At 67.2% G+C, this 12228-nt stretch carries 10 protein-coding genes; 6 read left to right on the top strand and 4 right to left on the bottom strand.

From position 1 onward, the window contains the following. The first annotated feature begins 7 nt into the window (after positions 1-7). Positions 8-1621 carry a glycoside hydrolase family 43 protein gene (locus O5K31_RS02015; protein WP_269715465.1) on the top strand — a complete coding sequence of 538 codons (1614 nt, stop codon included), beginning with the start codon at positions 8-10 and terminating at the stop codon, positions 1619-1621. An 84-nt stretch (positions 1622-1705) separates the two neighbouring features. After that, positions 1706-3013 carry an MFS transporter gene (locus O5K31_RS02010; RefSeq protein ID WP_269715464.1) on the top strand — a complete coding sequence of 436 codons (1308 nt, stop codon included), beginning with the start codon at positions 1706-1708 and terminating at the stop codon, positions 3011-3013. Here O5K31_RS02010 and O5K31_RS02005 read toward each other — a convergent pair. Continuing rightward, complete coding sequence (locus tag O5K31_RS02005) at positions 3010-5043, bottom strand: GumC family protein (protein WP_269715463.1); 2034 nt, start codon at positions 5041-5043, stop codon at positions 3010-3012. The genes O5K31_RS02010 and O5K31_RS02005 overlap by 4 nt on opposite strands. Before the next feature lie 286 nt (positions 5044-5329). On the opposite strand from O5K31_RS02005, the gene O5K31_RS02000 reads away from it, so the two are divergent. Beyond that, positions 5330-6025: a polysaccharide biosynthesis/export family protein gene (locus O5K31_RS02000; protein WP_269715462.1), complete on the top strand. Its 696-nt coding sequence runs from the start codon at positions 5330-5332 to the stop codon at positions 6023-6025. Then, positions 6009-7295 carry a hypothetical protein gene (locus O5K31_RS01995; protein ID WP_269715461.1) on the top strand — a complete coding sequence of 429 codons (1287 nt, stop codon included), beginning with the start codon at positions 6009-6011 and terminating at the stop codon, positions 7293-7295. Before O5K31_RS02000 ends, O5K31_RS01995 begins: the two co-directional genes overlap by 17 nt. On the opposite strand, the gene O5K31_RS01990 is transcribed toward O5K31_RS01995, so the two are convergent. Beyond that, entirely contained in the window at positions 7240-8595 is a 1356-nt protein-coding gene (locus O5K31_RS01990) for an O-antigen ligase family protein (protein ID WP_269715460.1), read from the bottom strand. The two genes, O5K31_RS01995 and O5K31_RS01990, sit on opposite strands and share 56 nt — an antisense overlap. Then, positions 8588-9361: a WecB/TagA/CpsF family glycosyltransferase gene (locus O5K31_RS01985; protein WP_269715459.1), complete on the bottom strand. Its 774-nt coding sequence runs from the start codon at positions 9359-9361 to the stop codon at positions 8588-8590. The genes O5K31_RS01990 and O5K31_RS01985 overlap by 8 nt, the downstream gene beginning before the upstream one ends. A gap of 91 nt (positions 9362-9452) precedes the next feature. Here O5K31_RS01985 and O5K31_RS01980 point away from each other — a divergent pair, with 91 nt between their 5' ends. Together O5K31_RS01980 and O5K31_RS01975 are read left to right on the top strand one after the other, a co-directional pair. Next, the gene (locus tag O5K31_RS01980; RefSeq protein ID WP_269715458.1) at positions 9453-10103 is read left to right on the top strand and encodes a sugar transferase; all 651 of its coding nucleotides are present in this window, start codon (positions 9453-9455) and stop codon (positions 10101-10103) included. Then, positions 10100-11044 carry a glycosyltransferase family 2 protein gene (locus tag O5K31_RS01975; RefSeq protein WP_269715457.1) on the top strand — a complete coding sequence of 315 codons (945 nt, stop codon included), beginning with the start codon at positions 10100-10102 and terminating at the stop codon, positions 11042-11044. The genes O5K31_RS01980 and O5K31_RS01975 overlap by 4 nt, the downstream gene beginning before the upstream one ends. Here O5K31_RS01975 and O5K31_RS01970 read toward each other — a convergent pair. After that, on the bottom strand, positions 11041-11988 hold the full coding sequence (locus O5K31_RS01970) for a glycosyltransferase family 2 protein (protein ID WP_269715456.1): 948 nt from the start codon (positions 11986-11988) through the stop codon (positions 11041-11043). The two genes, O5K31_RS01975 and O5K31_RS01970, sit on opposite strands and share 4 nt — an antisense overlap. Positions 11989-12228: the final 240 nt, after the last annotated feature.

Raw genomic sequence — 12228 nt, 5'->3', positions numbered from 1 at the left:
CTGACCCGTGATCCGCAATCCGATCCTGCCGGGATTCAATCCCGACCCGTCCATCGTCCGCGTGGGCGACGACTACTACATCGCCACCTCCACCTTCGAATGGTTTCCGGGGGTGCAGATCCACCACTCGCGCGACCTGGTGAACTGGCGGCTGATCGGCCGGCCGCTCAACCGGGCCAGCCAGTTGAACATGCTGGGCGCGCCGGACAGCTGCGGGGTGTGGGCGCCGTGCCTGACCCACGCCGACGGGCTGTTCCACCTGATCTATACCGACGTGAAGCGCTATGGCCGCACGACCACGGCGGGGGCGTCAGGGGCGTCTCTGCGGGACTTCCACAACTATCTCGTCACCTCGCCGACCATCGATGGCGAATGGTCGGATCCGGTGTTCCTGAACAGCAGCGGGTTCGACCCGTCGCTGTTCCATGACGACGACGGCCGCAAGTGGCTGGTCAACATGCTGTGGGATCACCGGCCGGGGAGGAACCGCTTCGCAGGCATCGTGGCGCAAGAGTATTCGCCGGCCGAGCAGCGGCTGATCGGCGAACGCAAACTCATCTTTGAGGGCACGCCGCTGGGCCTGACCGAGGCGCCGCATATCTACAAACGCGACGGCTGGTACTACCTGATCACGGCCGAGGGCGGGACGGGCTGGAACCATGCCGTGACCATGGCGCGGTCGCGGGACCTGCTGGGTCCGTACGCGCTGCATCCAGACACCTACATCCTGTCCTCGCGCCTGAGGCCGGATGCGCCGCTGCAGCGGGCCGGGCACGCCGATCTGGTGGAGACGCAGAGCGGCGAAACCTATGCGGTTTATCTGTGCGGACGGCCGCTGCCCAACCGGGGCCGCTGTGTGCTGGGGCGCGAGACGGCGATCCAGCCGATGGTCTGGGGCGATGACGGCTGGCTGCGGACGACCGACGGTCAGGGCATGCCGGAACTGAACCCGCCGGCGCCGAATTTGCCGCCGCTTACGTTCCCGCCGACGCCGGTCCGCACGACCTTCGAGGCTGGCCTGCCAATCGATTTCCAGTGGTTGCGTTCGCCGTTTCCGGAGGAGCTGTTCAGCACCAGCGCGCGACCCGGTTGCCTGCGGCTGTTCGGGCGCGAGACCATCGGGAGCCAGTTTCGCCAGGCGCTGGTGGCGCGGCGACAGCAGGCGCACTGCTATTCGGCGGCGACCCTGGTGGATTTCGAGCCGGAGCACTTCCAGCAGGCGGCGGGGCTGGTCTGCTACTACGGCGGGACCAAGTTCCACTACCTGCACGTCAGCCATGACGAGGTCGCGGGCAAGCACCTGCGGGTGATGTCGGCCCTACCGGACTCGCCGCAGGCCGACGCCTTCACACCGCCTGTTCGGCTGCCGGCGGGGCCGGTGCATCTGCGCGTCGAGGTCGATTTCGAGCGGCTGCGTTTCGCCTGGAGCCAGGACGGCGAGACCTGGAACTGGCTGCCTCAGGTCTTCGACGCGTCGATCCTGTCGGACGAGGCGACCGCGCCCGGCCTACCCAATTTCACCGGGGCGTTTGTAGGCATGGCGTGTCAGGACATGAGCGGCATGGCGCACCCGGCGGACTTCGCCTGGTTCGACTACGAGGAGCGTGACTTCAGACCCTGACGCGTAGGCGTTCGTCGACATGGGCTTGCCTTCCGGCGCGAGAAATTCGACCAGAGGGCCGATCACGCCGCGCAGGGAAAGTTCATGAGGCCGTTCTACGCCGTTCTTGGAAACAACCTGCTGGCCAACATCGTAAACTTCACGGTGTGGTTCGCCCTGACCTTCTGGGTCTATCTGGAGACGCGCTCGGTCTTCGCCACCGGCATGATCGCCGGCGTCTATCTGGTGATGACGGCCGCGTCAGGAATCTGGTTCGGCAGCCTGGTCGATCATCATCGCAAGAAGACGGCGATGCTGGGATCGAGCCTGATTTCGCTGATCTTCTACGCCCTGTCGCTTGCGCTGTGCCTGCTTGCGCCGCCGGAACAGCTGACCCAGATCGACGGTCCCTTGCTGTGGGGTTTCATCGTGGTGGTGATGATCGGAGTGATCGCGGGTAACGTGCGCAATATCGCCCTGCCGACCCTGGTGACCGCGATGGTCGCCGAGGACCGCCGCGACAAAGTCAATGGGCTGGTCGGCATGGTCACGGGGATCGGCTTTCTCACCACCTCCGTGATCAGCGGCTTCCTTGTCGCCCGAGGCGGGATGGTGGCGACGCTGGCTTGCGCCATGGGCTTCACAGTCGCGGCCATGATCCATCTTGCCTTCGTGGTCCTTCAGGAGCCGGAGCCCGCCCCTCATGAGGGCGGAGACAAGCCCGCCAAGCAGGTCGATCTGAAAGGCACGATCAAGGTGGTGGCCGCGGTGCCCGGCCTCTTCGCCCTGATCTTCTTCGCCGCCATGAACAATCTGCTGGGCGGGGTCTTCATGGCGCTGATGGACGCCTACGGCCTGTCGCTGATGAGGGTGGAGGCCTGGGGCCTGCTGTGGGGCGTGGTGTCCTGCGCCTTCATCCTGAGCGGGCTGATCATCGCCAAGACGGGGCTGGGGCGCAATCCGCTGCGCACCCTGCTCGTGGTCAACCTGATCACCTGGACCGTGGCGGCGGTGTTCACCGTGCAGTCGTCCATCCCCCTGCTGGCGGGGGGCTGCTTCATCTGGCTGCTCCTTGGCCCCTATGCCGAAGCGGCCGAACACACGACCCTGCAGAAGGTGGTGCCGTTCGAGCGTCAGGGGCGCGTATTCGGCTTCGCCCAGTCCATCGAGCAGGCGGCGTCGCCCATCACCGCTTTCCTCATCGGGCCGCTGACCCAGTTCCTCTTCGTGCCCCTAATGACGACGGGCGCGGGAGCGGATGCGATCGGAGACTGGTACGGACGCGGGCCGGAGCGGGGCATGGCCCTGGTCTTCACCCTGGCTGGCCTGCTGGGGGTGGTGATGACGATCCTGGCTTTCCGCTCCAGGGCTTATCGCCAGCTATCGGCCGCCTACGCCGCGCAGCCCGCCTAGAGCCAGCCGTAGATCAGGCGGGGAATGTAGAAGCGACGCTTGTTGAGGATGGCGCCGGCCACGTCGGCGCCGGCGGCGTCGAGCTTGTCGAGCAGGTTGCGGACCACGGCGGCGCGAGTCTGTTCGGCCTCGATGACGACGGCGGTCAGATCGGACAGGCCGCTAAGGGTGACCCCCAGATAGGATTGTTGCAGGGCGGGCGCGGCCATGACCACCAGGTCGAAGCTGTTGCGGGCGGCGATGATCGCGCTGGACAGCCGGTCTTCCGACAGGTCCAGGCCGCGGGTCGAAGCCACGTAGAGGCGGCTGGAGCCGACGCGCATGACGCCGCCGGCGGTTTCCGTGGCCGACAGAGTCGCGCCCTGCGACCGCAGGTGGCCGATCACGCCGCCGCCTTCCGGCTCGACGTCGAGCAGCAGGACGCGCTGCTTGCGCTGGGCGGCGGCGATGGCGAAGTCTAGGGCGAGGCTGGATGTCCCCTCGCCGGTGTTGGCGGCGATGAACTGGACCAGGGCGTGATGCTCGCGGCCCACCGTGGCCAGAATGCGCATCAAAAAGCCGCTGTCGTCGTGACTGAGGAAGACCGGGCGCAACTGGTCGAGGCGCACGTGGGGCGGCTTCTGGCCGTCGATGGCGGGAGGCGCGGCCAGGGTCGGCAGCTCCAGTTTGGCCTCCACATCGGCGGGGGAGATCATCACCTGCGAGAAGGTGGCGGCGATGACCACGCCAGCGGCGGCGCTGACCGCGCCAAGCAGGACGCCGATGGCCAGGATGGTCAGTCGCCCGCTGTGGCCGGACGGTAGGGCTTCGGGCGCCTGGATCACCCGCACGTTGGCGCGCGAGCGGGAGAAGATGCTCTCCAGCCGGGCGTCCTCGGCCCGTTTGGCGATCTCCTGATAGGCGGCCTCGATGACGCTGCGGTTGCGCAGCAGTTCGCGCCAGACAGGCCCGATGCCAACTAGCTCGTCGACGCGGACCTGGGCGGCCTGGAGGCTCTGCTCAAGTCGCTGGCGGCCGACGGACAGACCCGCGGCCTCGCTCTCATTGGTGGCCAGGGCGGCGTCGAACTGTTGCCGCAGGGGATTGGCGCCGCGACGGACCACTTCGAGCTGCTGCTTGGGGGCGGCGGCGATGGCGGCCTGGACGGTGGCGATCTGGGCGTCCAGCTCCTTGATGAGCGGGTAGCCGTCCTTGAACTTTGCGACGGCCTGGCGGCGCTGTTCCTGCAGACGCAGCAGGGTCAGGTTGAGGTCCTGGCTCGCCATGGAGGGGCCGATGTCGGACTGCAGTTCGATGTCCTGAGGGGCGGCGGCGCTCCTGCCGCGATACTGGCGAGTGCGGGCCTGAGCCGAGGCGATCTGCTGGTCGAACTGCTGGATCTGGGCGCTCAGGGCGGTCTTCTGCGCCTGGGCGTCGATCAGGTCCTGGGAATAGTCCGACAAGCTGTGTTCGTCGGAGAAGCGCGTGATGCTGCCTTCGATCTCGTCCAGGCGGCGGCGCAGGTTGTCGCGCTGCTCGACCACTGCCTGGATGTCGGCCTGCTGGAAGACCTCCAGGCGGCGCTCGGCATAGAGCGCGAGCAGCTTGCCCAGCACCTCGGCGGCGACGCGCGGCTCGCGGTTGCGCAGGGAGACCTCGACCACGTTCGACTGCGGAATGGCCTGGACGGCGAGATCGCGGCTCAGTTGCTCGGCCGCGCGGTCGAGGGCGGCGGGGGTGGGAGCGGTCCCGGGATAAATCTTCTCCAGCCCGACCTCGCGGATGGTGCGCAGGCGCAGTTCGCGCGACTGGAGAATCTCCATCTCGGCATTGACGATCTGGGCGCGGTCGAAACTGACCCGCTCGTCGCCGGCCGCACCGCTGCGGAAGGTGTACTCGCTGCCCAACAGGATCAGCAGCCGCGACTGGGCTGTGTAGACCGGCTTAGCCAGAACCGCGGCGACCAGCGCCAGCAGAACCGGAACCAGGAAGGCGATGATGGCGATGCGCTTGTAGTAGAAGACAGGCGTGAGAAAGTCCCGCGCGGTCAAGGACACGCGCGCCCTACGGGGCGCCGCCGCCGACAGGGGCGGGTCACTCTCCATCGCCAGGCTGCTCATCGCTAGGCCGTGCGGTCTCCAGAGGGCCTCGCGAACTTGCGCGGCCTTAACCAAAAGCCATGAGCCGATATGCTTAACGAAGGCTGATCTTTTAGGGGTTTAGTCAGGCGTCGATGGTGAAATGGACGTCTTGTCGCTATGGCGCAGGGTGTCGGCGCGCCGCGCCGCAACGGGAGGATGAATCGTGCGGGAAATTCGAGTGGCCATCGCTTGCGCCATGCTCGCATCGCTCCTGGCCGCCTGTGCGGCAGGCCCGTCGCAAAGCCGCGCCAGCAGGGCTGAGGCGCGGCAAGCCTTCGTGGAATGGACCGACGCCGACTATCGATACCGCGTCGGCGCGGGCGATGAGCTGAGCCTGAACTTCCTGATCAACCCCGACATGAACGCCCGTCTGGTGGTCGGCCCGGATGGTCGCGTCGTTTTGCCGCTTGCCGGCCCGATTAAGGTTTCGGGCCTCACCGCCGAGGAATTGAACGCCACCCTGACGCGCAGCTATTCGTCGGTCCTGCGCAACCCGCAGGTCGAGGCGCTGGTCACCACCTATGGCTCGTCGCAGATCTATGTGGGCGGCGAAGTCCGCCTGCCGGGCGTGCATCAGATCAAGGGCGACCTGAACGCCGCCCAGGCCGTGATGCTGGCCGGCGGCTTCCAGGAAACCGCCCGCACAGGCAAGGTCGTGGTGCTGCGCCAGCGGGTCGGCGACCGCAAGCTGGCCATGCGCGTCGTCGACGTGGCGGACATGATCAACGAGGCGGACAACAGCCAGAACTTCCCGCTGCTGCCAGGCGACCTGATTTTCGTGCCGCGCAGCGGCATCGCGGAAGTGGACCTGTTCGTGGCCCAGTACATCACCGGGGTCCTGCCCTTCAGCCGCAACTTCAACGTCAACAGGGGCGATGGCGTCATCAACTGACCTGCTCATGCGCCGCTACCTGACCTCGGCCGTCGAGCAAGGGCTGTCGTCGATCCTGAACCTGGGGGTCAACCTGGTCCTGATCCGGCTGGTGACGCCGGAGGACTATGGGGTCTTCGTGTTCTGGGGCGCGCTCGGCTACGTCATGGCCAGCGTGCAGAACGCGGTGAGCGTATGCCACCTGCAGGTGACGCCGTTCGGGCCGGGCTTCGAGGCGCAGCGGGCGCGGGTCGAAAGCGTGATGGCGGGGGTCAACCTCGTCTTCCTGGCAGCCGTGGGCGTGGTCGCCCTGCTGGCCGCGCTGGCCCTGCGAAGCCTTGGCAACGATCTGGGCGCAACGGCGGGGGCGGTCTATCTGGTGGCCTTCCTGGCGCAGCAGTATGGCCGCGCCCTGCGATTTTCCCGCCGGGACGTCATCGCCGCCACGGCGCGGACCGGGGCGGTGCTGGTCCTGGCCGCCGCCGGCCTGACCGCCGCCGCCTTGGCGGCGGGAACCGATGGCCTGAGCGCCGAGCAGGCCCTGCTGATCCTGGCCGGGGCCTATGGAGCCGTGGTGCTGTGGGGTGCCTGGTCGCCAGCGGTGCGCGAGATTGTTAGCGGCTTGGTTTCCTCCCTGCGCGCCTATGGACCGTACGCTCGCGAAAGCGGCTGGATCTTCCTGGGGGTGGCGAGCACCGAGGTGCTGGCGCGCTTCTACGTCTTCGCCGTGGCGGGGACCGCAGGGGCGGTGGCCCTGGCCACGCTGTCAGCGACCCAACTGCTGCTACGCCCGCCGGCCCTGCTGGCCTCGTCCTGGGCGATGGCGGCGCGACCGGATCTGGTCGCGCGGCGCGAGGCGGGCGACGCCAAGGGCCTGGCCTGGCTGCTGTCGCTGGCGGCGCTGGGCGGGGTGGTCGTCACCGGGGTCTGGACCAGCGCTGTCGTCGTCGCCTGGCCTTTCATTTCCGGCCATGTGTTCGGCGGCAAGTACCTGGGCGAGGCGGGGCTGGTGATGCTCTGGGGCCTGTGCGCGGCGACCAGCTTCGTCCAGATCGTGATCAACACCGGCCTGCAGTCGATAAAGGCGTTCAAGGCCCTGGCCCTGGCCAACGCCGGGGCCTCGCTGATCGCCATGAGCGCGATCCTCGTCGGTCTGAACCTGGCGGGGCCGCGAGGCGCGGTCCTGGGAACGGCGGTGGGTCAGGCGGCGGAGGCGGCGGCCATGGCGGCCTTGCTCATCGTACTTCTGCGGCGCGGTCACGGGACTGCGCGTCAATCAGCACTCCGGTGAGCAGGATCAGAAATCCAAACAGGGAATTGGCGGTGAAATAGCTGCTCTCCATGAAGTTATGGACGAAGACAGCCAAGGCGAAGATGCCGAGAAACAGGGCCAGGCCATCGTTGCGCGCGCTGATCCGCACCAGATCCCAGGCCTTGCCGATCCAGCGAAACAGCACGGCCAGCCCGCCGGCCAGCCCGATCAGCCCTGTGGTGACCATCAGGTCGATATAGCCATTGTGCGAACCGTTGGTGGCGGCGTCAGGCTGGGCGAACCACAGGTCCGCCTTGAGGCTGGGCTGCAGGCGCGGGTCGATATCCCAGAAGGAGCCGAAGCCCAGGCCGCGCCAGGGATGGGCGGCGAACTCCTCGAGCGCGAACTTCCACACGTCCGTGCGCATGGTGAAGGTCACGGTGCGGATCGGGCCGAGCGGGTCGGCGCCGATCGCCAAGTGTATCGCCGTCCAGGCGAACAGGGCGCCGATCACAAGCACGATCGCCACGAGCATCGCTGACCAACGCACGCCGGGTCGGGCGCGCGAGAGGAAGGCCAGGACCGGCGCGACGGCCAGCAGGCCACCGAGAATGATCATGCTGGTCTTGGACAGGCTGGCCACCAGCAGCAAGATCGACAGGCCGGCGAGGCCGCCCCAGATCGTTCGCCCCCGAGTTCGTGTTTGGGCCAGGGTCTGGGCGCCGCAGGCCAGCGCCGCGAACAGGGCGGCGGCGCCGAGGGTGTTCTTGTGCGAGTGAATGGCGGCCAGGCCGATCTCCGTCATGGAAAGACCGGGCGCCGCCACCCAGGACAAGGCGTCCACCACCATGACGAAGCCGCCCGCCCCCGCCATCAGGGCCAGGACCTTGCGTCGGTCTTCAATCCCCACGGCGATGGTGACGCAGATCACCAACCCGACCACATAGAGAATGAACCGGCGGTTCGAGGCGGCTGGGTCTAGGGCCCAACCCGTGGTCAGGCCGAACCAGATGAAAAGAGCGATGAGCGGCCAGGTGGCCAGGGCCACATCGATCACCCGCCGCCAGCGCAGTAGCAGAATCGGGCCGCCCAGAGCCATCAGGCCCAGCCAGGCGTAGCGGTTGATGGGCGACAGTTCGGTGCCGCCCGTGGCCTCGTCGATATTCAGGCCGCGTGAGTAGGGCGAAGGGCCGATCAGCACGTAGAGCAGGGTCAGAACCAGCAGCACCGAGGCGAGGCGCTCCAGCGCCAGGGCGATCCAGGCCTCGCGACGACGGCGACGCTCGACGAGGTTGTCCCGCCAGACGCCGGCCGCGATCCTGACGCCGAGTTCAGACATGGGTCGGCTTCAACAGGCCGAGCCGCAGGCGGAGGGCGTCGCGCAAGGCCAGACCCAGGCCGAACATGCCGCGCACCAGATAGCGCTTCCACAGCCGCTTGGGCTCGGTGGCCAACCGGTAGAGCCAGACCAGGCCCGAATGCTCCATCCAGTCGGGCGCGGGATTAGCCGCTCCGGTCAGGACGGTGAGCGAACTGCCGATGCACAGGGCCAGGCCCGTGGCACGGCCGTCCGCGATCAGGCGCTGGCAAAACTTCTCCGACTGCGGCGGGCCCATGGCCACGAAGATGAAGCGCGCGGGATTGGCGGCGACGAAGGCGATCGCCTCGTCCACGGCGTCGGGCTTGTTGATGAAGCCCATGGGCGGGATGTGCTGCTTGAGGTTGGTCAGGCCGTACTGGGCGCGCAGGTCGGCGATCATCGGCTCGGCGCCGCCGATCACGGTCAAGGCCGTGTCGGGCTTGATGACCTGATCGAACAGGGCGCGGACCACATAGGCCCCGGGGGCGAAATGCAACTCCAGTCCGCCCAGCCGCGCGGCGCGGCCGAGGATGCGGCTGTCATTGGTGCTGATGAAGCAGGTATCGCCACAGGCGGCGAACTCAGCGTCGCGACGGCGCAGCCAGGCATGCTCGGCGTTCGGCGTGACGAAGGCCGAGAGCGGCGCCTGGGCCGGCCGTTCAGCCAGGGCGCGCACGCTCGCCTCCACGGTCATCGGCGTGAAGCGCAGGCCGGCGAAGCGGACGGAGGGGAATGGAGCGGACACGATCTACCTGCGAGCTTAAGGCTTTCGCGACCGGCTGCGACGATATTCGCCGCGCGCCAGTCATCGAAGGCGTGCTTAAAGCCTAGCCGTAATGACTGATACCCTGGAACCCTTGGTTTTCGCCGGCGGACGCGACGTGAGGACGCAACTGGCGATCAAGCGCGCCATCGACATCGTCTTGTCGGGCCTGGGCCTGGTGTTTCTGTCGCCCGCCCTGCTGCTCATCATGCTGCTGGTGAAGACGACCTCGCGCGGGGACGTCTTCTACACCTGCCATTGGGTGGGTCAGGGCGGCCGGCGGTTCGACGGCTACAAGTTCCGCACAATGGTCGCCGACGCCGACGTCCAGGAGGCGGCTCTGCAACATCTCAACGAGATGGAGGGGCCGGCTTTCAAGCTGACCAACGATCCGCGCATCACGCCGCTGGGCCACGTCCTTCGCAAGTACAGCCTGGATGAGCTGCCGCAACTGTGGAGCGTGCTGAAGGGGGACCTGAGCCTGGTCGGGCCGCGTCCGCCGCGGGTTCACGAGTACGAGCAGTTCACCGCCTTCCAGCGCCAGAAGCTCACCGTGCAGCCGGGCATCACCTGCCTGTGGCAGGTGGAGGGGCGGCACCGGATCAACAACTATGACGACTGGGTCGAGCGCGACCTGGAATACATCCGCACCTGGTCGCTGGGACTGGATCTGATGATCCTGGCCAAGACCGCCGGGGTGGTGATCAAGGGCACCGGCATATGAGCGTCGATATCAGCGTCGTGGTGCTGAGCTATGATCGCGTGCATCTGCTGGAGCGCACCCTGAAGGCGCTCTTCGCCGACACGCCCCGCGCGCGTTTTGAGGTGGTGGTGGTCGACAACCATCCCGAGCGGCTGGCCCGCGCCCTGGTCGAGGGACTGGCGGCGAAGGCGTCTTCGCCCGTGACTTATCTGGCCGACGCGCGGCGCAACGTCTCCATCGTCCGCAACCTAGGGATCAAGGCCGCCCAAGGCCGCTATGTGGCCTTCGTGGACGACGACGAAGCGCCGCGGGCAGGGTGGATCGACGCCCTGACCGACTGTCTGGACCGCACCGGCGCGGACGCCTGTTTCGGCCCCAAGCTTCCCCAGTTCGAGAGCGGACATCCGCCGGCCTGGGACCCGCAGGGCTGGCGCTACACCCTCGACTTCCAGATGGAGGCCGACGAGCCGATCCACATGTTCGGTCGGGTCCGCAAGAAGGGCAAAGGCCTGGGCAGCGGCAATTCCGCCTACCGCGTGGCCACCTGTCTCGACATCCCCGAGCCGTTCGACGTGTCCTATGGCGACGCCAATGGCGAGGACACCCAGCTGCTCTTCCGCCTGGCCCTGGCAGGCCGCCGGTTCGTCTGGACGCCGCACGCGGTGGTGGTCGAGTTCATCGAGACCGACCGCACCAAGCCCGATTACATGATCACCCGCATGAAGCGCGGCTCGCAGCACTATGCGGCCTCTCGGATCGGCACCAGCGACGCCAAAACTTGGACGCGGGTGAAGGTGAGCTTCCTGGGTCTGGCCCAGTTCATGGTCCACCTGGGGCTGTTCGTGGTCAGCGGCGAATTCGCCAAGCCCGATCGCATCGACAACCGCATCGGCATGGCCAAGGGCCTGGGCAAGCTGACCTGGCGCGCGCCGATCGGCTTTATCGACGAGAAGGCCGTCTAGGCGCTGAGCGACGGCTCCTTGATGTAGCCCACCTGGCGGCGGGCCAACTTCCCCAGCCCGTTGGCCATGAGCAGCCGTCCCTTCAGCCGTCGCTCCGAGCCGAACTCGAGGGTCGCGGCGGCGAGGGCTACGCCTACAGCGACCTGGATCAAGCCCTTGAGCTTCAACACCAGCCCCACCCTCTCCGGAGTGGGTGAGTGGGCGAGGTAGATGTTGCAGTAGTGCTGCGCCTCGCGCTTGGCGCGGATCAAGCGATAGGCCGCCAGAGTGCGATGGGCCGGCACGGTTTCGGTCACGCGGGCCTGCGGACACCAGACGATGCGGCGGCCCTGGGTGTAGAGGCGCACCATCAGCTCGGCGTCTTCGCCGCCTGCATCGCCAAAGGACTCGTCGAACGCCTGGGGCGTCGGAAAGCAGGTCGCGACCTTGAACAGCGAGTTGCCGGTGCCGAGGCCGAACCGCGGCTTGCCGTCCTCGCGCACCAGCGACACCAGCGCCCCGGGGGGCAGATCCAGGCGGCGCACGAAAGACTCGCCATCGGGGTCGAAGGCGGGCGGGGCGCCGGCGGCGAAGATCGCGGTCCGCAAACCGACGGCCACATCGGCGTCGGCGGCGCGCAAGGCGCCGACCAGTTGGTCGGTCCAGTCGAGATCAGCGACCTCGTCATCATCGATGAAGGCGATCATCGCGCCGCGCGCGCTGGCGATGCCGGCGTTGCGCAGGGTCGACATGTTGCGGGTCAGATCGGCTTGCCAGCGGACGGGAATGGCGGATGCAGCCGCGACAGCCTGAGCGACCTGCAAGCCCGCGCCGTCCGGATGATTGTCGGTGACCAGTATCTCGAACGACAGGCCAAGCCGGTTCTGTTGCGCCAGACAGGACTGAAGGGTCTTGGCCAGCAATTCGGGCCGATCATAGGTGGCGATGGAGATCGTCAGGTCCAAGGAAGGCTCCCGCTGGCGCGACCCGGTTTGAGCGGGTCAGCGGCGGAAGGCAAGCCCCGGGACGACGGCGCCGACAATATGGCGCGCACTGAATTTCCAAATCTAGTTTTGGTTGCAATTTGAGTGAAAGCCTATCGCCCAAATGTAAATTAACCTTACGGACAACAATACGATGTTGCGCAACTTGGTCGCATGGACCAAACGCCCCACTCCAAGTATTCGCACGCCTCGAATGCGGCA

The sequence above is a fragment of the Caulobacter sp. NIBR2454 genome (genome assembly GCF_027474405.1).
Taxonomy (GTDB): domain Bacteria; phylum Pseudomonadota; class Alphaproteobacteria; order Caulobacterales; family Caulobacteraceae; genus Caulobacter.
This window is presented reverse-complemented; position numbering and strand designations above follow the sequence as displayed.